The following is a 20,408-nucleotide window of genomic DNA, read 5'->3' as shown; positions in this document are numbered from 1 at the left end:
CCTTCGCGCCTTAAACCGCGTCAGGGTGTTTCGGGTCCCGAATAGGGCTGGAGGTCCGTCCACGCGCAGCCCGTGCGCTGCTCTTCGCCAAGCAGGAGCGTAACGGTGAAGGGATAGGTCCGGTCGCTCATCCCGTCAGAACATTCGCCCGGCGTCACGGTCGCATCGAACCGTTGTCCGTCCGCCATGCCGGAAAAGGCCACCCCGTTGAGGCCCGCAAAGCGGCTGGTCGGGAAGCGCAGGCCGTCGATGTTCTCGGGGGTCTTGTAGACGGCCTCGCCATTGACGAGCTCCGCGCTCCAGAAGGGTTCGGTGCCGGTCAGGTATACCGTTTCGCTCGCGGCAATGCCGTCGAATGCCTCGGTCTGGACCGAATTGCCCTGCTCCGTCCCGTTGCAGGCGGCGAGCAGGAGGAGCGGCATCAGGATCGCTGCAAGTTTCACAGGGTATCCTTCACATGGACATGGCGCAGGAAGGCTGCCGTCTCGTCCAGCGCGGCACGGCCTTCGGGGATCGGCAACAGCATCCAGACGTGCTGCATGCGCTCCGCCTCGCGATACACCGCCGGCGGCTCTCCCAGCGAACCCAGCTTTTCGCGCAGGCGCCGCGCGTCGGACACAAGGATATCGGAGGTCCCGGCGAAGACTGCCACAGGCGGCAGGCCGGTGAGATCGCCGAACAGCGGGCTCAGCCGCGGATCGTCGAGCGGCAGGCCGCCCGCATAGCGCGTCCCGCAAGCTTCCAGCCCCGAAGGCGCCAGCATCTTGTCGCGCGGGGCGATGGCGTCCATCCCCTCGCCCGACGCGGTAGCATCGAGCCAGGGCGAGAACAGGACAAGGCTGCCGGGCAATGGCTGGCCGTCCTGCTTGAGGTCCTGCACCAGTGCCAGCGCCATGCCGCCACCGGCACTGTCGCCGCCGACCGCGATGTTTTCCGCGCCGAATTCCCCCGCCAGCTCGTCATAGAGGGCGCGCATGGCGGGCAGCGTGGTGGCCACCGTCACTTCGGGCGCGAGCGGATAGATCGGCACGCTGGCCGAAGCGCCGAGCCGGTCGCACAGCGAGGCAATGGCCTCCCAGTGCAGCGCGGCGATATCCATGACGTAGCCGCCCCCATGGAAGTAAAGCAGGTGCGGGGCGTGCGGCTTCGGCCCGCCGATCGGAATCAGCGTGACCAGCGGGTAGCTGCGCGAAGTGTCTTCCTCGATCGTGAACCGCTTCTGCCACCTGGCGGCGGGGCGCGGCGATTTGGCCTGGCGCATCTTGGCGAGCCGCTCGTCCATTCGGTCGGGCTGGGAAAAGAACCGCTTTATGCCGAGGAGCGGCAAGGCAAGTTCGGCAAGGCGTGCACGCAGGCTGATCATCTAATGTCCTCTCCCCGCAATCGAGAAGCGGACGCTAGCGCAGCGCGGTCATGCTTTCCAAGACTGTTTGCAGCTTCCGCCTCAGCGGCCGAAGAAACGCGCCACGAAGCCGCGCTTCACCGGCTCGTCCTCCTGCCCGGTTTCGGCGACCTTCCGGCGCAGGTCGGCGCCGGTGAATTCCTTCACGTCCTCGACGGTGCGGCGAGCGATGAAATTGGCCGGGATGATCTCCGCCAGCTCGGTGGCTTCCTCGCTCTCGCGGTCCGCTGCCGGATTGCGGGCACCGATACCGTGCACACAAACGACATCCGGGCGCAGGTCCACCATTCCGGCAATCACCGGGATCCCGCCGGGCAGTCCGTGGATGGCGCATTCGCTGGCAACCGCCTGCTGGAACAGCAGGGCCCGCCACCAGCAGGCGACCACGTATTCCACATAGCGTCGCGGAGCGCTGTTGGGCGCATCGTCGCGGAAGAAATGGCGCTGCTTGTGGAACAGAAGGCGCGTGTTGAGGAGGTCCAGCCCCTCGCAATCGAGATAGACTTCGATATCCTCGTCATGGCCGGCCCATGCGGGGCCATCCTCGCGCCGTGTTTCGGCGATGAGGCTGGAGACATCGGCGGCTGAAAAGGCATAGCCCTCGTCCGAATAGAGGCCGAGCATCATGTAGGGCCGGTGCATCTGGCCCTTCTCGAAGGTGCTGTCCGCATCGTTGGCGATGGCAAGGGTCACGCCGGTGATCGGCTCGCCTTCGTGCAGCGCGATGGCTTCGACCAGTTCGGACCAGCCGGAAAGCGACACGTGTTCCGGCGTGATCGCGAGGCATTCGCGGGTCAGCTCGGTATCGAGATCCGTCAGGGCCTGCGCGAGCAGGTCGTGCGCCTTGTCGAGATCGCCCGCCTCGAACAGGTCGCGCAGACCGTCTTCCCAGCGTGCCTCGCCGTCCGCGGCCGCGAACAGGCGCTCCAGTTCATGCATATCCTACCCCAATGTCCTCGCGAATGCCGCGGCTCTCCTAGCTGCGGAACCTCACAATGGCGTTAACTCTAGGCAGGAACCTCTGCGCGCCGCTTACCGTGCGTCCTAAACAAGCCATGAAGGCGTCATCCGGTTAACCACGCGGGGGCGGGAGGGAACCTCGCCAAGGGCTTTCTCGTTCAACCGGCATGAAGTTAGCACCGCACATCATCGGAGCCTTCTTACTGGTCGCCGTGGCAGGGGCCGTCAGCGGCGCAGCGATCGGCGACGCTCCGATCCTGAAGCGCGAGACGCAGGACAGCCTGCCCGAAGCACAGCCATTTTCAGCGCTCGACCAGGCCGCGCATTCGACCAAGCGCCTGCCCGACCAATATGCACTCGAAACGCCCGAAGGCACGGTGGAGGTCGCCGAACTCTCGCTCCGCGGACGCCTGCGCAACACCGCGCATGCCCATTGGTGGCGCGAGAGCGGCGAGGCCAGCGGGCCGGCTGCGAACTACGCTATCGAATATGGCGAGGAGGATCTTGTGCGCCTCGCCCGCGAGGAAGCGCTGATCGCATTTAGCACCCAGCCGGAAGCCCGGCCGCTGCCAGCGTCCACCCGAGCCGAAGCGCCCATGGCGCTCGCGGAGCGCCCCGCTTCCCCGCCCGCGCCCCGTCCCGCAGAGCAGGAAACGATCGCCAATGCCAAGACTATCGACGTCGCCGCCGCGCTCGCAGCGCAGGGTCGATAGACGCTACTCGACCGGACGCCCTTTCCAGGCGAACAGCAGGTAGGCGACACCCAGCACGAGCAGTGCCGGCGCCATGTGCTGCGCGATCCACACCACCCGGAACCAGACATCGTCCTGCGTCGAGAGGAACAGCGCAATGAAGTGGCTGTGGTCTGTTTCGGGCACGTTCCTCAGCGAACTTAGCGCATGGTCGCGGATATGCGCCTGTTGCACCAGCATGGCGGTGAGCAGGCCCATGCCCACGAGGTAGAAGACGAAGGCCGCTACTCTCAGAGAGAGGGCAGCCCGGTGGAGGAAGGTCCACACCGCCACGATCATGGCGAAGTTGATGGTAATCACCATGCCCAGAAGCGCCGCATAGATCGTGTGGACGCCCTCGATCACGTCGAAGAGTTCGCTCTCGCTCATCTTGCCCTCCCCGTGGACTGCCTGCGCATCATGCCACAGGCTTTGCGCCGGACAAGAGCGGACGCAAAAAGGGCGGCCCGCTAGGGACCGCCCTTCCGTATCGAATAGCCCGAGGCTTACTGCGGCATCAGCACGGTATCGATCACATGGATCACGCCGTTCGATGCTGCGACATCGGTCGCGGTGACGGTCGAAGTACCGCCGGCGGCATCGGTCAGGACGACATTGCCATCGACGACCTTGGCGGTCAGCGTGCCGCCATTGACGGTGGTGATCGTGTAGCCGGCCTCGCCTGCATCCTCGATCGCCTTGGTCAGCGTGGCGGCGTCGACGTTGCCCTGCACCACGTGATAGGTGAGGATGCTGCCGAGCGTTTCGGTGTCGTTCGTGGTCAGCTCGGTCAGCGTGGCTTCAGGGATCTTGCCGAAGGCATCGTTGGTCGGAGCGAAGACGGTGTAGGGGCCGTCGCCAGACAGCGTTTCGCCGAGATTGGCTGCGGTAACGGCGCTCACGAGCGTCGAGAAATCGGGGTTGCCCTGCGCGACTTCGACGATCGTGCCGGCGGCGGCAGTGTCGTTGGCCATCTGGTCGGCCATGGCAGTGTCTTCGGCCGGTGCGGTTTCCTCGACGGGATCGCTGCAGGCAGCAATCGCGAGCGATGCGGCAGAGGCGAGCGCAATGGTCAGCTTGTTCATGTTGGTACCCTTTTATGCGTGTGAAATCAGCATATTCGCAGCCGGCCCACCCGGCTGGTGCTTCAAGATACGAACGCAGTGCGGGTTTGGATGTTTCGCAATCCGGCGAAAATGTGACGAAGCGGGATTCGCACGCGGCAGGACGTGGGTGGGTGGCTCAGACCGAGGCGGAGCGCCCCTTCCCCAGCAGTATCGCGAGAAAGGCGAGCATGAAGAGCGCGTCGCCCGCAAGGATCCAGCCGACGGCGGAGGGTTGTGCACCTGATGCGACCTCCGGCCCCATCAGCGCCACCACGCCCAGCTTTCCCAGCACGCCTGCCCACAGGACCGGCCTGAACCGCTCCACATCGCGCGAGACCACTGCGTAGACGACGCCGAAGCACAGCACGAGCAGGCCGACCACCCGCGTTTCAACGGGCGCTCCGGGGCCGAACAGCGATCCGGCCCCGATAACGATATTGTAGAGTGCTGCCACGACCAGCAGCGGCTTTGCCCAATTCATCGCTCGATCTCCCCCCTCGATCGATTGCCTTTGCCTACATCACCTTTTCAGGGCGCGGGTCGTGGCCATGACGGTTGCTCTTGCCGAAATGCCGGTCGAGCCGCTGCGCCAGCGTCGTTGCTGCCCTGCGCGCCGCATCGTCCACCGTGGACGCACCCTCGGTCACGCCGATCGGGCGACCGCCGCGCGGACGTGCCTCGATGGTGCAGGCCTTGTCGTCATGGCCGTGCTTGTGCGCGTTTTCGTCGTGGACGTGGATCTCGATCCGGGTGAGCCGTTCCTCGAACCGCGCCAGCTTGTCCCGCACCTTGGTCTCGATACGTTCGGCGACGTTTGCCGTGCCCATGACGCTGCTGTCGGAATTGAACTGGACCTGCATGGTGCGTGCTCCTCTCGGTTGTGGTTCTCTTACTCCGACATGGGGTGCGAAAGGGCAATGTCAAAGCGATTTCGCCCCTTGCCCGGACCGCTTCGCCGGATCAGCTGCCGAGAGCCTTGTCGGCCAGGATCGTGTCCATGTACTCGCGCACCTCCGCAATCATTCCATCGCGCATCCGGAACACGAAACAGTAGTCATTGTCATAACGCCCGCCGTCGACGGTTGCGGCATTGCCCTTGGCTATCACCGCCACGCGGTCGCCGTCGGCAAGGACCAGTTCCGCAGTGGTCAGATAGGGGCCGTCGATCCGCGCAAAGAGCGGTCCGACAAGATCCCGCTGGACCGCCTCCAGCCCCTTCAGGTGCTTCGACCAGGCGGAAGAGCCCATCACCCGCCACTCGATGTCCGGCGCGAACAGGGCGGTGAAATGGGTTGGATCGCCCTTGGCAAGTCCGTCATAGGCCTTTGTGATCAAAGCACGGTTACGTTCGGTGTCATCGCTCATCGCTTTCTCCTTGCGTAAATGTCGCTTCCGGCCCGCCCTCGCCTTCCAGCCCCAGCCGGCGCGACCAGTCGATCCGCGCCAGCAGGACAAGTGCGCCCAGCATCGCCACCTGCAGCGCAATGCCGAGCGGGCTGGACAGCTCCTCGCGCAGCACTTCGCCCATGCTGGTCGACCGGATGCCCTGCGCGGTCAGGCCGTAGATGGTATAGGACACCACGCGCCCTGCAAAGAAGGCCGCCGTGAAGGGCAGCAGCTTCAGCCGCGCCAATCCTGCCGCCTCGAAGAGCTGCGCCGACGGCACCGGCGACAGCGCGAAGAGGCCGAGCGCCAACAGGCTGTTGCGCCGCCGCCGTTCCAGCGCCTGCCGCGCGGCGGCAAGGTTGGCGTGGGTCTTCGCCGACAGGTACCGCGTCCCCAGCGCGCGCGTCGCGTGGGCAAGCAGGAACCGCCCGCTCGCCGCCGCCAGCGCCGCGAGGCCGACCAGCGGGGCCAGCGCCATGTCGCTGTTGAAAGCATAGAGCGCGATGATCGACCAGGTCGGCGGCCCGAAGGCGGGCAGCAGGTTCACACCGAGCACGAGGGCGAAGAAGAGGAGGTATTCTTCCATCGCCCGTCCGCATCACTCCTTCGCAGTCCCTTGGGGGTTCCACGCCCAGCATTCCATCTCCACCCGCGCGCCCAGCGCCAGGCCGTTCACGCCCATGGCGGAGCGCGTGGGATAGCGGCCCTTCTCGAAATAGGTCGCGTAGATCGCGTTGAAGGCGGGCCATTCGCCCATGTCGGCCAGCATCACCGTGCATTTGAACAGGTCCGCATAGCCCAGGCCATGCGCCTCCAGCGTCTTGCCGATGCGCGCGAACATGGCGCGCGTCTCGGCCTCGATCCCGCCGGGCACGACGGCGCGGCCCGTCTCGTCCGCGCCGATGTCGCCGGACAGGTACAGCACATCGCCCACCTGCACTGCGCTGGAGAAGGGATAGGGCAGTTCCGAAGGCGTGAAGACCGGCGGCGCGGCTTCCTGCGCCAGCGCGGGCGTGGCCATCACGGCTAGTGCGAATGCGAAGAGGCTGCGCATGGCCTAATCCTCCGCGCCCTGCGGCAGCCGTGCGGTCACCTTGACCTCGACCAATGCCGTCGGCTCGTAGAGCGCGCTGATGCCGATCGCCGTCCACGCAGGAAATGGCACCTTGATGAAGCGGTTCTTCACCTCGGCGAAGGCGTTGATCTGGCCGGCAAGGTCGGTGTGGAAGGTCTCGATTTCGATCACGTCGTCCCAGCTCGCCCCGGCGCGCTCCAGCGTGCGGCCGATGGAATTGAACACGCGCACGAAGCTCGGCTCCATGCCATCGTCGCCCTCCATCGGCACCGCGACCACGCCCGACAGGATCACCGTGTCGCCGTGGATGACCGCATCGGAATAGCCGACCGCCTCCTGGAAGGCGCGCGCCTCGTCGTTCTCGGGCATCAGCGTGCGCTTCGCCTCCTGCGCCTGCGCGCTGGTTGCCATTACGAGCGCTGCGAACGCCCCTGCGAATGCTGTAGTTCGTGTCACCGGTACCTCCCCTGTGGCCGCGACCGCTGGCAGACTGAAGCAGCAGGCGAAACTGTCAAGCGCGGGCGGAACGGAGAAGGTGTCATCCGGCGGGGTAGGGTGCAGGAATGGTTCATCGCATGCCAGCCGGAACCATCCGCTCGGAGGGTGGGTTGTCTCGACCATGAAACCCAAGCACGCCTTTGCGCTCCTCACCCTCCCGCTCGCCCTTGCCAGTGCAGCCTGCGTCGGTACGCCAGGCCCTGTCGGGAACACGGCCGTGCCGGAGCCGGCGAAGCCTGTCGCGCTCGATGCCTATCTCGGGAAGTGGTACGAATACGGCCGCTACGAAGCGCCTTTCCAGAAGGGCTGCGAGGGCGTGACGGCGGAATATTCGCTACGTGACGATGACAAGATCAAGGTCGTCAATTCCTGCTACGAAGGCTCGCTCGACGGCGAATTCAAGCAATCCACCGGCAAGGCAAAGATCGTCGAGGACAGCGCGGGCGCAAAGCTGAAGGTGAGTTTCTTCGGTCCCTTCTACGGCGACTACTGGGTGCTCGACCGCGGGCCGGAAGGGGCGGACGGCCTCTACGACTGGTCCATCGTGGGCGAGCCAAGCGGCCGCTATCTCTGGATGCTCACGCGCGAGGCGCAGCCCGACACGGCGACCCGCACCCTGCTGGAGCGGCGGGTCAAGGAACTGGGCTATGACTGGGGGCTGGTCCTCTTGACACAGCAACCAGCTAGCTAACTTCCCTCATCTGCCGCATGCGCAGGAAAAGGTAGAGCGCGAAACCCACCGCCACGCCCGGCACGATACCCAGCACAATGCACCAGACGCCGTAGCGCACCCCATGGGTGCGGCGCTCGTAGAGTATCCATGCCGAGAGGATCGCCCAGCAGGCGACCACGTCGGTAGAGTAGCCGGTGGCATAGGGATTTACGAAACCCGCCGCGAAGGCGCCCGGTATATCGGGATCGGCCAGCAGCGGGGGCACCACGGCTAGCGCGAAAACTCCGAGGAAGATTGCCGCCGCGGCAATGATGGCGGTTTTGAAGGCGGATTCTCCCAAAACAGTCTCCCTAGTCGTGTTCGCGGTCCCCCTGGCCCATGTAGAGTTCGCGGCCCTTTTCCTCGTAGACGCGGCTCGATTCCTTCATGCCTTCTTACGCACCTCCCACCGGAGCGGTCGCCGCCAGGTAGCTGTCCGAGTTCTGCTTGGCCGCGAAGTCGCGGCCCATCTCCCTCACAGGCTGGGTAGCCATTCGTCTCCGTAGTCGTCGTAATAAAAGAGCTCTTGGAGCCACCAGCGCCCGTCTCTCGCCACGAATGCGAATTCGTGCACCGTCACGAAATCGTTAGCGCCGGTGTGCCGGATGGTAACGATGCTGCGGCCATCCTCCTCGCGTTCTTCGAGGATTTCGGACCGTTCCGCATCGTATCTGGCATTGCTGCTAAACACGATTCCTTGGTGGGACTTTTGCGGGCCGCAGTAGAGATCGATCAGGCGGCGATAGGCGGTTTCGGCCACAGTGTAATCGCCCGTCCGGTCATAGTGCTCCCTTGCGAACGCATTCCATGCGGTGTGATCGCGAAGGAAGGCGGCCACGATGTCCCTCGGCTCGGACGGGAGAGGATCGGTGTAGCTCGGCGGCTCTGCCGTCACAGCCTCACCTGCAGCCGGAGCCGCGATCAGCGCGAGCGCGGCTGCGATAGTAGAGCGGATTTTCCTCACGATTGCTCCGGCAAATACAACTTCTCACCCTTCTCGCGGTACACCTCGCTCATCTCCTCCATGCCCTTCTCCGCTTCTGCGGCCTCTTCGGCTGAGGTCTCGCGCTTGATGTTCTCGCTCGCGAGATAGCTGTCCGAGTTCTGCTTCGCCGCAAAATCGCGCACTTCCTGCGTGATCTTCATCGAGCAGAATTTTGGGCCGCACATGCTGCAGAAGTGGGCGGTCTTGGCGCCTTCTGCGGGCAGGGTCTGGTCGTGGTATTGCTCGGCCGTGTCGGGATCGAGCGAAAGGTTGAACTGGTCGCGCCAGCGGAATTCGAAGCGGGCCTTGCTCAGCGCGTCGTCGCGGACCTTGGCGGCCGGGTGGCCCTTGGCGAGGTCGGCGGCGTGGGCGGCGAGCTTGTAGGTCACCACGCCCACCTTCACATCGTCGCGGTCGGGCAGGCCAAGGTGCTCCTTGGGCGTGACGTAGCAGAGCATCGCGGTGCCGTACCAGCCTATCTGCGCCGCGCCGATGCCGCTGGTGATGTGGTCGTACCCCGGCGCGATGTCGGTGACGAGGGGCCCCAATGTGTAGAAGGGCGCTTCGCCGCAGGCCTCCAGCTGCTTGTCCATGTTCTCCTTGATCTTGTGCATCGGCACGTGGCCGGGGCCTTCGATCATCACCTGCACGTCCTGTTCCCAGGCGCGCTTGGTCAGTTCGCCCAGTGTGTAGAGCTCGGCGAACTGCGCCTCGTCGTTTGCGTCGGCGATGGAGCCGGGGCGCAGGCCGTCGCCCAGCGAATAGGCGATGTCATAGGCCTTCATGATCTCGGTGATTTCGTCGAAGCGCTCGTAGAGGAAGCTCTCCTTGTGATGCGCGAGACACCATTTCGCCATGATCGAGCCGCCGCGCGACACGATGCCGGTGACGCGTTTGGCGGTCATGGGCACATAGGGCAGGCGCACGCCGGCGTGGATGGTGAAATAGTCGACGCCTTGTTCGGCCTGTTCGATCAGCGTGTCGCGGAAGATTTCCCAGGTCAGGTCCTCGGCAATGCCGCCGACCTTTTCGAGCGCCTGGTAGATCGGCACGGTGCCGATCGGGACGGGCGAATTGCGGATAATCCATTCGCGCGTGTCGTGGATGTTGCGCCCCGTGGAAAGGTCCATGACCGTGTCCGCACCCCAGCGGATCGACCAGACCATCTTGTCGACCTCGGAGGCCACGTCGGACGCGACGGCGGAGTTGCCGATATTGGCGTTGATCTTGACGAGGAAGTTGCGCCCGATCGCCATCGGCTCGGTTTCGGGGTGGTTGATGTTCGAGGGGATGATCGCGCGCCCGCGCGCCACCTCGTCACGGACGAATTCGGGCGTGACGTAATCGGGGAGCGATGCGCCCCAGGGCTGGCCGTCGTTGCGCGCGGTGAGGCGGGCAGCCTCGTCGCGCAGCATTTCGCGCCCGAGGTTCTCGCGCTCGGCGACGTATTCCATTTCCGGCGTGATGATGCCGCGGCGCGCGTAATGCATCTGGCTGACGTTCATGCCGGGCTTCGCGCGCAGCACCTTCTTCGCCACGTTCGGGAAGGCCGGAACGCCGCCCGAACGGTCGGGGCCGAGCTGGCCATTGTCTTCGGGCTTCACTTCGCGCGCGTCGTATTCCTCGACATCGCCGCGGGCGAGGATCCACTCACGGCGCTTCTGCTCCAGCCCCTTGCGGATATCGATCTGCGCATCGGGATCGGTGTAGGGGCCGGAGGTGTCGTAGACCCGCACGCTGGGCTCGCCGCCCTCGAGGTCGATCTCGCGCATGGCCACGCGCACGCCGCTGCCGCTCTTGGCGCCGACATGGACCTTGCGGCTGCCGCGGATCGGGCCGGTGGTGACGCCGATGTCGAATTTGCTGTTGATGTCGGCCATGCGAATTCTCTCCTTGGCGGATGGAGAGCGGACTTCTGGCGGTGACCAGCCCACTCCCTCCGCCGATGCTAATCGGTTCAGGTTCGACGGGTCGCAGGGCGTTACTCCTGCCTCTCAGCCAAACGGCTCCCCGGGGATGGACACGGGCTTAGCCGAGCTGGCGGGGCAAATCCAGCGCGGAACTTTCGCTTTCGCGCGGCCCCTTCACCCACCACCCCTGCCACGGCGCGAGGAGGAAGGCAGCGCCCGAAAAATAGAGCGGCAGCAGCAGGGACGCCCAATAGTAATTTTCAGCCCGCGCGAAGGTCGACAGGAGCACGAGAATGCCCACGATCCAGAGCAGCGCTTCGCCGCGCGTGCGCAGCCAACCGATGAGCGGCAGAACTGCCAGCGCAAGCGCAGCCCCGCGCGGCAGCATGGGGACGAGCAATTGCAAATCGTCGACGAAGGCGAGCGGCCCGCGCATCCCGTCCCACGGGATCGATGACTTGTCGGAAGCGGTTGTCAGCCCGCTCACCGTGTAGCCGTGCAGCCCGATGAGCGCTGCTGCCGCGACCAGCGCCGCCCAGTGCCAGGGGCTGCGCCAATTCCACAGGAGCAGGACGCCGAGGATCGGGATCGCCAGTTCGCGCACCATCACGGCAAGGAATGCGACGATCAGCTGCAAGCGTCTCGCCCAGCCGAGGCCCAGCGCCAGCGTGACGAGGAAGCCCGCCACCACATCGTGCATGAACCACACCTCGTTGCCGGTAAAGATAGCTCCGGCGAAGGCAAGGCTGCCGAGAAAGACGAGCCGCACGCGCGGCGGCGCGTCGATCAAGGTCCGGTGCCAGGCGAAGAGCGCGGCGAAGAGAACCGCATAGGCCAGCAGGGTCATCCCAGTCGGCCCTAGCCAAGCATTGAACCAAGCCAGAAGCGGCATGCGCACCGTGTAGAAGGGCCGCAGGGGAAATCCGACCTCGCGCTGCGTCTCGACCGCGGCCTCGTGATAGGGTGTGCCCTCGGCCACCTGCTCGGCGATCGACTGGTAGAGCGCGATGTCCTTTTCCCGAGGGTCGGCGGCGAAGGCCGGTCCGGCGAACGCCACCAGCAACCAGATCGCGAGGAGGATGCGTTTCATGCGAATGCGTTATGCCTTCTCGCTCGACTTACGAAAAGGCGCGGGACGAAACGATCCAGAACTATCGCGGGGGTGCGGGAAGGAATGGATGCCCCGTGAGGATTCGAACCTCAATTGACGGAGTCAGAGTCCGTAGGTCAGGTCTGAAATCTAACAATAATTCGGGTCATGCTGCACTCATGCAGCATCGTCAAAGAGCGCCCTCTCGATTGCATTCGCAACCTCTGCATCACTTTCCGCATCTTCGAATAGGTGCCCGTAAGTGTCGAATGTCACGGTAATGGACGAGTGACCCATCAGAGTTTGAATCTTCTTTGCGTTCAGCTTTTGCTCGATCCACAGGCTCGCTGCTGCGTGGCGAAACGCATGCATCGTGTATCTTGGTTTATTAGGATCAGATGATGTGATGCCCACCGCTACTTGGAGTGGGCCGACGAGGTCTTTCATAAGAACGGTATGCGAAAGGACGCGGCCACTCTCACTAGGGAACACAAGGTTCTTGCCATTCGGCGGGCACTCGAGCCTCCACTCCTTCAAAGCCTTAACAACCAAGGCACTCAGAGGAATTGTTCGATAGCCCGCTTCCGATTTGGGCGGACCTACTGTTCCTTTTGCATCCGCTCGTTGTTCGATCTCGACCGTGCCACCGTTCAGATCAAGCGAATCCCAGGCGAGGCCGCGTAATTCTGATGCCCTCATACCAGTGAAGATGGTGAGCGACACAATTGCTGCTGCTTTTCGGTCATCCGTGTCCTTAACCGCCTTGAGAATGACTTTGAGGTCCGCCTTGGATGGTGGCTTTACCTTCCTTTTGCCCCGAGGGGCATTCGCCGGCTTAACTCCTTGGGCAACATTCTGCGCGACGAAACCCTCGTCCCTCGCATTCGTCAGAATGGCCTTAAATGTGCGGAGAACGCGGACAGCCATTGGACGAGAAAGATCTCTCAGCCACCCATTGAGGTAGCCCTTAACCATCGGAGCCGTGAGCTGCGAGAGCCGCACGTTCCCGCACTTAGGAAGGATGTGAAGCCGGATGTGCTGATCATAAGACCCAACGGTCGTCGGTTCTCGGTCGGCATCGCGGACAGTCGCCAGCCAGAGCCTAGCAGCAGATGTAACGTCGATTGAAGCACTGTCGGGAGTGTGGACGCCACTCACGACTTCACTCCGCGCCTTCAACTCCCACGCTTCGGCTTCCTTCTTACGCTTAAATTGCTTGTTCCGCCGCTTTCCTGCTTGATCGGTATAGTCCACCACCCAGGCAGTTTTTGGTGCACCGTCCGGTGCTGTCCAATTTCGCCTACGGATAGCCATTAGCTATTGCTCGGCGGGTTGGGGCTAGCTTTCTGAACAGCTTTCGCGCGATCCAGCTCCCAGTCTTCCAACGCTTTTTTGATTTCGGATGTGCCATTAATTCCCCTCGTATCGCGGGCGAAAGCGATGAAGGCCATCAACAAGGCATGCATATCGATCACCGCAAATCGAGGCGTCTGGAATACCGGGGCCGACAGTAACAATGACGGGATCTCGCTTCTGGAGATCATCATACTGGATCCGCCGGGCTCAGCGGCTGTTGAAGGTCGCAGCGATTGCAGAGCGTTGGGCGAAAAGACGTAGAAAACGGGGTCAGGATCGACTGAGGGTTGCGCAAGTGCGTCCAAGAATCCGTGAACCATATAGCCCCGCTCGATCGTAAGCTGAGCCAAAACACGCTCGGGCGTCATTCCTAGCCTTAGCATTTCGAATGCCATCGCAAGGCTCAGTGACTGATCAACGCCGTAGCCCTCTTTCGCCCCCCTCCCACGGTTTGCCCCGACAGGCCACCCTAGGCGCTGCAGGTGTTTCATACGCGCCTTCAAGGCCCCATGCTTTTCCGGCGCAACCTCGTGAAGAAGGGCGAGGAAACCTTCTAATTCCCCAAAGCTCAAGCGCATAGCGTTACTCATAAGATAAACTTTAGTCTTATCTCTTGACGAGCGCAAGCTCGTGAATGATAATTGATTTTCCAAGGCGGGGGCGTTCTTGGATGGAGTATGGAATGCTAAGCGATGATCTTATCAAGGGCGCCGAAGCCGCCGCCAAATATCTCGGGCTGAAGCGCAAGACCGTTTATGACATGGTCCGGGACGCCACGATTCCATATATCCGGAAAGGTCGGTGCCTGTATTTTCGGAAATCCGAACTGGATGCTTCATTCCGCTCCTAGCGGTTGCGCTCCACTTCCACAGTCGGCGTCCAAGGAAATTCTACGATGAATTTTGATGCCATCGACTGAGGAATAAGAATGAGGATGGTGCATCCTTGCCGTTGTCGAATTTCTCCAATGTCTGCCGCAGTGGCGGCGAAATGAAGGTTCGCGACAAGGGGAAGTCCGCCAAGCCTGCGCAAACCTCTGCACCATTGGCCAGAATATGCCCGATATGAGCAGCAAGTTTCCTGCGGAACTCATTCTCATCCTTGGCGAGACCAGCCGCGAACCAGGCCGTGTGACCCTGACCCGTGGCCAGATCACTCACGGTCCCAAGAAAGATCCGGCATTGAGCTTCGGCAGGCGTCTCTGTGGTTTCCCAAGGGTAAGGCTTTAGATGGAACGGGTTTTCCCCTTCCGCATATGCTTCGACCTCCCCGCTCGCCAGAAGCTGGCGAGCGAGGTCGAGAGTAGCTTCGATCATATCGAGTTCCGCAGCACCCTTTCGGGCCCAATGCCGGGCGAGAGGATCGGATACGGTGGCGCGCTCATACTTGCTCATCTGCCCGGCTCCCACTGTTCCTTGTGCTCGCGCCAGGCAGCCAAGGCAGCTTCGTAACCCTGGTCGCTGCAAAGGGTAGTGCACGCGCCACCGAAGCCGTTGATGTTCAGCTCGCGCGAGAGCACACCGCAATGAACGTGATTACCCTGCCCCTTGAGGCCTCCCATCGCGGGGATATGGGCGATCAGGATAGTGGCAAAGCGGGGAGCGAAATGGGCCCGCGCATAGCTGCGCACCCGCTCGAAGCCGACATGCCAGGCCTCTTCAGGGTCGAGCATGATCTTCACCTGGATCATCGCATGCTGCTCGTGAGGCGGAAGAGTATCGTCGAACCGGTCGACGAGTTCACCAACCCTGACGAGGTCGCCAGGTGCCGTAAGCGGGAGCAGTACATCGTATTTGGCCGCGTAACCGAAGCGGGGGTCTTCACCTGGGAACAGCTTCTTGCCGAGCCAGGAGCGCACGCCCTCCCTGTTCTCCTGCTGTTTGTACCAATACCGGGAGAAGGCGAAATCGGGATGCGCGTCGCACATGCCGTGGACGAAGACGCTCATCTTGTTGCGCGGCGCATCCTCTTCGCATCCGCTATCCAAGCCAGTCTGTGATGTGACCTGAGCCATGATTAGAACCTCCCTTCGAACGAGGGAGTTTCAATTGCGCGGATGATGCCAGCATAGCGCTGATAGCCGCTTTCGTAGGGAGCCCCCTGGAAAGTATCGAGCCCTTTCTCGCTTAGCCGGAAGAAGGGACCTTCAGTGTGTGCGGGAACGAGCCAGAGATCTTCACCTTCGCGTCGCCAGGCGAAATAGTTGCACTGCCAGGCCTGGCCAGCTTCGAGCAGGACATCGAAGGAGGCGCCTTCGAGCGGATCGAAGCGCAACAGCACAATATCCTTCTGCGCAAAGTGCGCCAGAACCTCGCACTCATGATAGAACAGCGGGCGATCGCAGCTGGTAGCGGTCACCACCACTCCGGCGTCCTCGCTCTCGAAGAAGCCGCCCCTGATACGTTCGTCGAAGCGGGCCGTTTCAACGGTGACAAGACCGCAGGACATCAGCAACAAGGCAAAGCGGCTACCCGTGCGATGGGTGATAGGCCGCAGCAAGGGTTCGCCCTCAAGAGGGCGGTGCAAAGAAATCGCATTCATTGGATTTTTTCCTTCGGGGGAGGCCGCCCTGGCCGAGCTCGTCCTCCCTCTTCTATTTTCATAACTCACTCGGCCTACACGCCGAGCCTTCACTTCATTCCGGGATCAGTCGGCCCGGCTCTCGGACCCTTCAGCTAGGAGCAGGGCCATGGCTGTTGAGAGACCGCGCTGCCGGTCGGCCTCGTCAGCCCAAGGCTGACCGACCTTTCGGAGTCCGCGATCGAACTTGAAGGAGGTCTCTCCCGCTTCGGCGGCGTCCTTATCAGGTATGAGGTAGAGGCGACGATCTTGGTCGACCCACGCGCGCATACCTGCAAAACGCTCGGCGCCGCCGTTCTCTGCAAACAGCACGGTAAGGTCGCCGATGCGTTCGCCGTCAGGATAATGCAGGCATCTCACGCCAAGGGCACTCGTCCCCAGCATCGCGATGCCTTTTGCCATCTCGGCGGAGGTCAGCCTGACCCCGGCCATAAGGATCAACGATTGTGAGATGTCGGATGAGCTGCCGACACTATCGGGGATCAGGAACTGGTCACCTGCGACTTCGTAGGCGGTCAGTTCGGCGAGGTTCTGGCACATGAGCAGAGCGTCTTCATAGCACGCTGTGCCCTTCACTAGTTTCTTTGTCATGAGAGTCTCTAGGCGGCGCGCAGCTGGCTGCAGTCTGCGCACCTGTGGTGGAATTTTCACCTTCCGGCGTCAGCCACCTAATTCTCAAACTCCATTTGCAACTTCTACTCCTACGGGCGAGCGAAGCCACGACCTCTCGTGCACTCCGAAATTTGATCTGACAGAAATTTGATCGCCATAGGCATTTGTTGAGGATCGGCCTGAGTGGGCAGATTTGTTTCTTGGCACTCGTCACACGCTGGCACCTCAGTTCGGATTTCTGAAGTTCTCTCACGTTGGGCACGCGTTTCGATTACTCACCGCGATGATCGCGAAATCTCGACCACTAGGCTCAACGAGTGTTGCTGGCAGACCAGTGGTCCGAGGAGCTGAAATCACAGCTAAGCTGCGGGTTGGAAGGGGCATAGAAGGAGACGGCGATGATACAGGTTGAAGGATGGCCAGCCCTTATGTCGACCGAGATGGCGACTCGATATCTGTCGGTTGAGGAATCGCTCTTTATTGAGCTCGTAAACCGCTTCAAAATCCCGGCAGTTGAGGCGGGTGACAGTTCGATCCGGTGGCGAAGGCTTGATCTTGACCGGCTTACCTGTCAATCGGCGTTCAATCGGGACCCCCTATCGGCGCGCAAAAGGGACCCCCTTGCTGAGATGTTGGGTGGTTGATGCTGGGCGCGGTTTTCGCGCTGCTGGCGGCGTAGGGAGGGCGTAGCCCGACCGGAGGCGTCAGCAGCGCGAAGGCGGTTTTCTGGCTGGGTCAGCTGCGGTTTTTGAAGCGCCAGCTGTCGTTGCCGGTCTCGACGATATCGCAATGATGCGTGATGCGGTCGAGCAGCGCCGTGGTCATCTTCGGATCGCCGAACACGGTGGGCCACTCGCCGAAGGCCAGGTTGGTGGTGATGATGACCGAGGTCTGCTCGTAGAGCTTGCTGATCAGGTGGAACAAGAGCTGCCCGCCGGATCGGGCGAACGGCAGATAGCCCAGCTCATCAAGCACCACGAGGTCGAGCCTGCCGAGCTGGGCGGCGATGGAGCCGGCCTTGCCGATGCGGGCTTCTTCCTCGAGCCTGGTGACGAGATCGACCGTGTTGAAGTAGCGCCCGCGGGCCCCGGCACGCACGACGCTGGCGGTGATCGCAGTGGCCAGATGGGTCTTTCCCGTCCCTGTGCCGCCGATGAGCACGATGTTGCGGCGACCGGGCAGGAACGAACCTGCGTGCAGGGAGCGCACCAGCTCTTCGTTGATCGGGGTGCCCTCGAACGCGAAGGCGTCGAGGTCCTTGATTACCGGCAGCTTGGCTGCGGTCATGCGGTAGCGGATCGAGGCGGCATGACGATGCGCGGCTTCGGCGCGCAGCAGGTCGGTCAGGATCTCGTGGGTCGTGCGCTTGCGCTGCAACCCGGTGGTGACCGCCTCGTCGAACGCGCCGGCCATGCCCTTGAGGCCGAGCGAGCGCATCGCCTCGATCATCTCATGCCGCTGCACGGAGGCCTCGCACCGTATCGTAGCGCGCGCAGTCCGCGATCGGCGGGTGGCTGAGCTTGAGATCGGCGGCCACGTCGAGGGGGCGTGCGGATGGCGGATCCCGGTATCGGGCCAGGATGTTGAGGATCACCTCGTCGCTGACGGCACCGCTATCAAGCGCTTCCCGGATCGCGGCCTCGACCGCTTCCAGGCCATCGGTCATTGCGGCTGCCAGCACGCGCACGAAGCGGCGGTCGGCGTCATCACCGCCGCCCAGCTTGCGCCGCAACCGCGTCAGTGCCGGTGGCAGGTCCCACCCCTGGAAGGGTGCACCGTTCCGCAAGGCCCCAGGCTTGTGCGCCAGCACTGGCAGGTAATGCCAGGGATTATAGATCGTCCGGTCGCGGCCGAAGTGCCGGGCATGCTCGGCGATTACCTCATCGCCTAGGCGCACGACGATGCGGTCGGCATAGGCGCGGACCTGAACGGCCCGCCGCGCCGCCTTGGCCATGACCGAGTAGCGGTTGCGGTCGAAGCTGATCAGGCAGGTGCCGGTCACGGCATGGGTGGTCTCGTGGAAGCCGTCGAAGGGCGCAAGCATCGGCTGCAGGGCTGGCCGTTCGAGCGCCAGCGCATCGGCAACGGTCAGCTCCTTCTGCTCGGGATGCGCGTGCGTTGCGGCCCATCGCAGGCACTCAGCTTCCAGCCACCCGTTGAGCTCTTCGATGCTGGCAAAGCGCAAGCGAGGCTGGAAGAAGCGGCCCCGGATGGTCTGCACCTGGTGTTCAACCTGGCCCTTCTCCCAGCCCGCCGCCGGCGAGCAGGCCGTGGGCTCGACCATGTAATGATCGGCCATGACCAGAAAGCGGCGGTTGAACACCCGCTCCTTGCCGACGAACACGGTGGTGACCGCGGTCTTCATGTTATCGTAGATGCCGCGCAGGGGAACGCCGCCGAAGAAGGCAAAGCCGCGCGCATGGGCGTCGAACACCATCTCCTGCGTCTCGCGCGGATATGCCCTGACGTAGACCGCGCGCGACGCGCACAACCGCATCTGCGCCACCTTCACCCGCATCGGCTTGCCCGCGATCTCCACATCCTCGTGGCTCCAGTCGAACTGGTAGGCCTCGCCTGGCTTGAACATGAGCGGGATGAACGCGGGCGCCCCATCACCCGCATCCTTGCGCCTCGCTTCCGTCCAGCGCCGGGCGTAGCGCCGGACCGCGTCGTAGGATCCCTCGAACCCCTCACGGCAAAGCAGGTCATGGATCCGCGTCATCCGCAGTCGATCGCGTCTGTGCCGGGCCTCGTTCTCCGTCAGCAGCACGTCGAGCCGCTCCTGGAACGGCCCAAGCCGGGGCAGTGGTTGAACCGTGCGGCGATAATCGAACGCGCCTTCCGGCGCCCGGATCGCCTTGCGAACCACCTTGCGCGACAGCCGCAGATCGCGCGCAATCGCCTTGATCGCCTTCCCGCTCGCGTGCTCCCGCCGTATCCGAACAACCGTCTCCACCACCAACATCCCGATCTCACCACCTGGAAAACCAGGCAGCCTGCTACACCATCAGAATGAGGGGTCCCTTTTAGACGCCGATCACCCCGCTAACGGGGTCCCTTTTGCACGCCGGTCCACAGGCTTACCAAACAAATGCCTTCGGCAGTCGGGCTACCGGCGATAGCGCAGCCCGTACGCACTTTTCGCTTCGAAGAAGAACAAGTGGAAGCAATAGCGAATGCGGTAGCTCAGAGAAGGGCGCTCTCGTAACGCCGAGAGCCACGCATTATGCTGCAATTCTCGAGCCCAGCGAGCTAGGTGGACTGCTGCGCGCAATCGACGACTTCACTGGCTACATGGTGACGAAGTTAGCTTTGCAAATAGCGCCGCATGTGTTCGTGCGCCCCGGCGAACTCCGGCACGCAGAATGGCATGAGATCGACCTCGTCGATGGGGTCTGGAAGATCCCTGCCGGTAAAATGAAAGCGCGCCGAGCGCATGCCGTCCCGCTTTCCAAGCAGGTTAGAAGCTATCTCACTGACCTGGCCGAGATGCTCTGCCGCGAAGGATATGTTTTCCCGTCTGCGCGCAGCTCCAAGCGTCCCATGAGTGAAAACACGCTCAATGCCGCATTCCGTCGTATGGGATACTCGAAGGAAGAAGTCACCGCGCACGGACTCCGAGCGACAGCATCGACATTCCTGAACGAATCTGGACTGTGGAATCCGGATGCAATCGAGCGTGCCCTGGCGCATGGCGACAGCAATGTAGTGCGCGGCATCTATCATCGCGGCAAGCACTGGGACGAGCGCGTGCGCATGGCTCAATGGTGGAGTGATTACCTTGATGAACTGCGGCTATCGAGCAAAGCTCAGGGCGCAAATTCTCAACGTCAGCTCACAGGGTAAGGCCTATCTAGGTTGCCCAACCTCTCTTCTCTAAGGCGCTTGACCGGCCCCCACTGAGTGGTCCGCGTTGATTGTTAGTGCAGAACCGCCTCTGACGCCATGGCTGTCCGTAGGTGGAGCGTAGCGTAGCCGGAGGGCAGCCATGGCGGTGTCGCCGTT

At 62.9% G+C, this 20,408-nt stretch carries 26 protein-coding genes, 1 pseudogene and 1 riboswitch; of the genes and pseudogenes, 4 read left to right on the top strand and 23 right to left on the bottom strand.

Features of this window, described 5'->3' with window-relative positions:
* Positions 1-20: 20 nt before the first annotated feature.
* The 3 genes from LC083_RS08630 to LC083_RS08620 all read right to left on the bottom strand — a co-directional run bounded on the left by LC083_RS08630 (position 21) and on the right by LC083_RS08620 (position 2,341).
* Positions 21-443, bottom strand: coding sequence for a COG3650 family protein (locus tag LC083_RS08630; protein WP_226700065.1), 423 nt, complete (start codon positions 441-443; stop codon positions 21-23).
* A complete protein-coding gene (locus tag LC083_RS08625; protein ID WP_226700064.1) occupies positions 440-1,363 on the bottom strand; it encodes an alpha/beta hydrolase in 924 nt (307 codons plus the stop codon). Before LC083_RS08625 ends, LC083_RS08630 begins: the two co-directional genes overlap by 4 nt.
* A gap of 81 nt (positions 1,364-1,444) precedes the next feature.
* Positions 1,445-2,341 (bottom strand): hypothetical protein, encoded by an 897-nt coding sequence (locus LC083_RS08620; RefSeq protein WP_226700063.1) that lies wholly within the window; start codon positions 2,339-2,341, stop codon positions 1,445-1,447.
* A 188-nt stretch (positions 2,342-2,529) separates the two neighbouring features.
* Between LC083_RS08620 and LC083_RS08615 the strand changes: the two genes are divergently transcribed.
* Positions 2,530-3,075 carry a hypothetical protein gene (locus LC083_RS08615; protein ID WP_226700062.1) on the top strand — a complete coding sequence of 182 codons (546 nt, stop codon included), beginning with the start codon at positions 2,530-2,532 and terminating at the stop codon, positions 3,073-3,075.
* A 3-nt stretch (positions 3,076-3,078) separates the two neighbouring features.
* Here the strand turns inward: LC083_RS08615 and LC083_RS08610 are convergent, their stop codons facing one another.
* From LC083_RS08610 to LC083_RS08575, 8 genes are all read right to left on the bottom strand, one after another.
* Positions 3,079-3,483, bottom strand: coding sequence for a hypothetical protein (locus LC083_RS08610; protein ID WP_226700061.1), 405 nt, complete (start codon positions 3,481-3,483; stop codon positions 3,079-3,081).
* A 116-nt stretch (positions 3,484-3,599) separates the two neighbouring features.
* A complete protein-coding gene (locus LC083_RS08605; protein ID WP_226700060.1) occupies positions 3,600-4,178 on the bottom strand; it encodes a fasciclin domain-containing protein in 579 nt (192 codons plus the stop codon).
* 157 nt (positions 4,179-4,335) lie between these two features.
* Positions 4,336-4,680: a hypothetical protein gene (locus LC083_RS08600; protein WP_226700059.1), complete on the bottom strand. Its 345-nt coding sequence runs from the start codon at positions 4,678-4,680 to the stop codon at positions 4,336-4,338.
* A gap of 34 nt (positions 4,681-4,714) precedes the next feature.
* On the bottom strand, positions 4,715-5,059 hold the full coding sequence (locus tag LC083_RS08595; RefSeq protein ID WP_226700058.1) for an HPF/RaiA family ribosome-associated protein: 345 nt from the start codon (positions 5,057-5,059) through the stop codon (positions 4,715-4,717).
* 100 nt (positions 5,060-5,159) lie between these two features.
* On the bottom strand, positions 5,160-5,564 hold the full coding sequence (locus LC083_RS08590) for a nuclear transport factor 2 family protein (protein ID WP_226700057.1): 405 nt from the start codon (positions 5,562-5,564) through the stop codon (positions 5,160-5,162).
* Positions 5,554-6,171: a hypothetical protein gene (locus tag LC083_RS08585; protein ID WP_226700056.1), complete on the bottom strand. Its 618-nt coding sequence runs from the start codon at positions 6,169-6,171 to the stop codon at positions 5,554-5,556. The genes LC083_RS08590 and LC083_RS08585 overlap by 11 nt, the downstream gene beginning before the upstream one ends.
* Before the next feature lie 12 nt (positions 6,172-6,183).
* Positions 6,184-6,639 (bottom strand): RidA family protein, encoded by a 456-nt coding sequence (locus tag LC083_RS08580; protein WP_226700055.1) that lies wholly within the window; start codon positions 6,637-6,639, stop codon positions 6,184-6,186.
* 3 nt (positions 6,640-6,642) lie between these two features.
* The gene (locus LC083_RS08575; RefSeq protein WP_226700054.1) at positions 6,643-7,116 is read right to left on the bottom strand and encodes a Rid family hydrolase; all 474 of its coding nucleotides are present in this window, start codon (positions 7,114-7,116) and stop codon (positions 6,643-6,645) included.
* A 163-nt stretch (positions 7,117-7,279) separates the two neighbouring features.
* On the opposite strand from LC083_RS08575, the gene LC083_RS08570 reads away from it, so the two are divergent.
* Positions 7,280-7,849: a lipocalin family protein gene (locus LC083_RS08570; RefSeq protein ID WP_226700053.1), complete on the top strand. Its 570-nt coding sequence runs from the start codon at positions 7,280-7,282 to the stop codon at positions 7,847-7,849.
* Here the strand turns inward: LC083_RS08570 and LC083_RS08565 are convergent.
* The 6 genes from LC083_RS08565 to LC083_RS08540 all read right to left on the bottom strand — a co-directional run bounded on the left by LC083_RS08565 (position 7,842) and on the right by LC083_RS08540 (position 13,801).
* Positions 7,842-8,171: a DUF2834 domain-containing protein gene (locus tag LC083_RS08565; protein ID WP_226700052.1), complete on the bottom strand. Its 330-nt coding sequence runs from the start codon at positions 8,169-8,171 to the stop codon at positions 7,842-7,844. The two genes, LC083_RS08570 and LC083_RS08565, sit on opposite strands and share 8 nt — an antisense overlap.
* Positions 8,172-8,345: 174 nt before the next feature.
* Positions 8,346-8,834 carry a hypothetical protein gene (locus LC083_RS08560; RefSeq protein ID WP_226700051.1) on the bottom strand — a complete coding sequence of 163 codons (489 nt, stop codon included), beginning with the start codon at positions 8,832-8,834 and terminating at the stop codon, positions 8,346-8,348.
* Positions 8,831-10,735, bottom strand: a complete 1,905-nt coding sequence (thiC, locus tag LC083_RS08555; RefSeq protein WP_226700050.1) for a phosphomethylpyrimidine synthase ThiC — start codon at positions 10,733-10,735, stop codon at positions 8,831-8,833. The genes LC083_RS08560 and thiC overlap by 4 nt, the downstream gene beginning before the upstream one ends.
* A 36-nt stretch (positions 10,736-10,771) precedes the next feature.
* A riboswitch (TPP riboswitch) is annotated at positions 10,772-10,878 on the bottom strand.
* A gap of 5 nt (positions 10,879-10,883) precedes the next feature.
* Positions 10,884-11,855, bottom strand: coding sequence for a hypothetical protein (locus LC083_RS08550; protein ID WP_226700049.1), 972 nt, complete (start codon positions 11,853-11,855; stop codon positions 10,884-10,886).
* Positions 11,856-12,032: 177 nt separating this feature from the next.
* Positions 12,033-13,109: a tyrosine-type recombinase/integrase gene (locus tag LC083_RS08545; protein ID WP_226700048.1), complete on the bottom strand. Its 1,077-nt coding sequence runs from the start codon at positions 13,107-13,109 to the stop codon at positions 12,033-12,035.
* Between the two features lie 59 nt (positions 13,110-13,168).
* Entirely contained in the window at positions 13,169-13,801 is a 633-nt protein-coding gene (locus LC083_RS08540; RefSeq protein ID WP_226700047.1) for a hypothetical protein, read from the bottom strand.
* A gap of 44 nt (positions 13,802-13,845) precedes the next feature.
* On the opposite strand from LC083_RS08540, the gene LC083_RS08535 reads away from it, so the two are divergent.
* A complete protein-coding gene (locus tag LC083_RS08535) occupies positions 13,846-14,061 on the top strand; it encodes a helix-turn-helix domain-containing protein (RefSeq protein ID WP_319003428.1) in 216 nt (71 codons plus the stop codon).
* A gap of 40 nt (positions 14,062-14,101) precedes the next feature.
* Here the strand turns inward: LC083_RS08535 and LC083_RS08530 are convergent, their stop codons facing one another.
* From LC083_RS08530 to istA, 6 genes are all read right to left on the bottom strand, one after another.
* Entirely contained in the window at positions 14,102-14,605 is a 504-nt protein-coding gene (locus LC083_RS08530) for a hypothetical protein (protein WP_226700045.1), read from the bottom strand.
* Positions 14,602-15,225 (bottom strand): hypothetical protein, encoded by a 624-nt coding sequence (locus tag LC083_RS08525; protein ID WP_226700044.1) that lies wholly within the window; start codon positions 15,223-15,225, stop codon positions 14,602-14,604. The genes LC083_RS08530 and LC083_RS08525 overlap by 4 nt, the downstream gene beginning before the upstream one ends.
* A gap of 2 nt (positions 15,226-15,227) precedes the next feature.
* Positions 15,228-15,752, bottom strand: coding sequence for a hypothetical protein (locus LC083_RS08520; RefSeq protein WP_226700043.1), 525 nt, complete (start codon positions 15,750-15,752; stop codon positions 15,228-15,230).
* 105 nt (positions 15,753-15,857) lie between these two features.
* The gene (locus tag LC083_RS08515) at positions 15,858-16,331 is read right to left on the bottom strand and encodes a hypothetical protein (protein WP_226700042.1); all 474 of its coding nucleotides are present in this window, start codon (positions 16,329-16,331) and stop codon (positions 15,858-15,860) included.
* 807 nt (positions 16,332-17,138) lie between these two features.
* A complete protein-coding gene (gene istB, locus LC083_RS08510) occupies positions 17,139-17,852 on the bottom strand; it encodes an IS21-like element helper ATPase IstB (protein ID WP_264187250.1) in 714 nt (237 codons plus the stop codon).
* A gap of 1 nt (position 17,853) precedes the next feature.
* A complete protein-coding gene (gene istA, locus LC083_RS08505) occupies positions 17,854-19,368 on the bottom strand; it encodes an IS21 family transposase (protein WP_226700040.1) in 1,515 nt (504 codons plus the stop codon).
* Between the two features lie 224 nt (positions 19,369-19,592).
* On the opposite strand from istA, the pseudogene LC083_RS08500 reads away from it, so the two are divergent.
* Positions 19,593-20,249 (top strand): annotated as a pseudogene (locus LC083_RS08500) (tyrosine-type recombinase/integrase); the annotation flags it as partial.
* Positions 20,250-20,408 lie beyond the last annotated feature (159 nt).

Source organism: Qipengyuania gaetbuli (assembly GCF_020524765.1).
Lineage (GTDB): Bacteria > Pseudomonadota > Alphaproteobacteria > Sphingomonadales > Sphingomonadaceae > Qipengyuania > Qipengyuania gaetbuli_A.
This window is presented reverse-complemented; position numbering and strand designations above follow the sequence as displayed.

Bases quoted from the DNA above. Each gene is read 5' to 3' on its own strand.
- LC083_RS08625 (WP_226700064.1), bottom strand. From the start codon at position 1,363: ATGATCAGCCTGCGTGCACGCCTTGCCGAACTTGCCTTGCCGCTCCTC.
- LC083_RS08620 (WP_226700063.1), bottom strand. From the start codon at position 2,341: ATGCATGAACTGGAGCGCCTGTTCGCGGCCGCGGACGGCGAGGCACGC.
- LC083_RS08615 (WP_226700062.1), top strand. From the start codon at position 2,530: ATGAAGTTAGCACCGCACATCATCGGAGCCTTCTTACTGGTCGCCGTG.
- LC083_RS08610 (WP_226700061.1), bottom strand. From the start codon at position 3,483: ATGAGCGAGAGCGAACTCTTCGACGTGATCGAGGGCGTCCACACGATC.
- LC083_RS08605 (WP_226700060.1), bottom strand. From the start codon at position 4,178: ATGAACAAGCTGACCATTGCGCTCGCCTCTGCCGCATCGCTCGCGATT.
- LC083_RS08600 (WP_226700059.1), bottom strand. From the start codon at position 4,680: ATGAATTGGGCAAAGCCGCTGCTGGTCGTGGCAGCACTCTACAATATC.
- LC083_RS08595 (WP_226700058.1), bottom strand. From the start codon at position 5,059: ATGCAGGTCCAGTTCAATTCCGACAGCAGCGTCATGGGCACGGCAAAC.
- LC083_RS08590 (WP_226700057.1), bottom strand. From the start codon at position 5,564: ATGAGCGATGACACCGAACGTAACCGTGCTTTGATCACAAAGGCCTAT.
- LC083_RS08585 (WP_226700056.1), bottom strand. From the start codon at position 6,171: ATGGAAGAATACCTCCTCTTCTTCGCCCTCGTGCTCGGTGTGAACCTG.
- LC083_RS08580 (WP_226700055.1), bottom strand. From the start codon at position 6,639: ATGCGCAGCCTCTTCGCATTCGCACTAGCCGTGATGGCCACGCCCGCG.
- LC083_RS08570 (WP_226700053.1), top strand. From the start codon at position 7,280: ATGAAACCCAAGCACGCCTTTGCGCTCCTCACCCTCCCGCTCGCCCTT.
- thiC (WP_226700050.1), bottom strand. From the start codon at position 10,735: ATGGCCGACATCAACAGCAAATTCGACATCGGCGTCACCACCGGCCCG.
- LC083_RS08550 (WP_226700049.1), bottom strand. From the start codon at position 11,855: ATGAAACGCATCCTCCTCGCGATCTGGTTGCTGGTGGCGTTCGCCGGA.
- LC083_RS08540 (WP_226700047.1), bottom strand. From the start codon at position 13,801: ATGAGTAACGCTATGCGCTTGAGCTTTGGGGAATTAGAAGGTTTCCTC.
- LC083_RS08535 (WP_319003428.1), top strand. From the start codon at position 13,846: ATGATAATTGATTTTCCAAGGCGGGGGCGTTCTTGGATGGAGTATGGA.
- LC083_RS08530 (WP_226700045.1), bottom strand. From the start codon at position 14,605: ATGAGCAAGTATGAGCGCGCCACCGTATCCGATCCTCTCGCCCGGCAT.
- LC083_RS08525 (WP_226700044.1), bottom strand. From the start codon at position 15,225: ATGGCTCAGGTCACATCACAGACTGGCTTGGATAGCGGATGCGAAGAG.
- LC083_RS08520 (WP_226700043.1), bottom strand. From the start codon at position 15,752: ATGAATGCGATTTCTTTGCACCGCCCTCTTGAGGGCGAACCCTTGCTG.
- LC083_RS08515 (WP_226700042.1), bottom strand. From the start codon at position 16,331: ATGTGCCAGAACCTCGCCGAACTGACCGCCTACGAAGTCGCAGGTGAC.
- istB (WP_264187250.1), bottom strand. From the start codon at position 17,852: ATGATCGAGGCGATGCGCTCGCTCGGCCTCAAGGGCATGGCCGGCGCG.
- istA (WP_226700040.1), bottom strand. From the start codon at position 19,368: ATGTTGGTGGTGGAGACGGTTGTTCGGATACGGCGGGAGCACGCGAGC.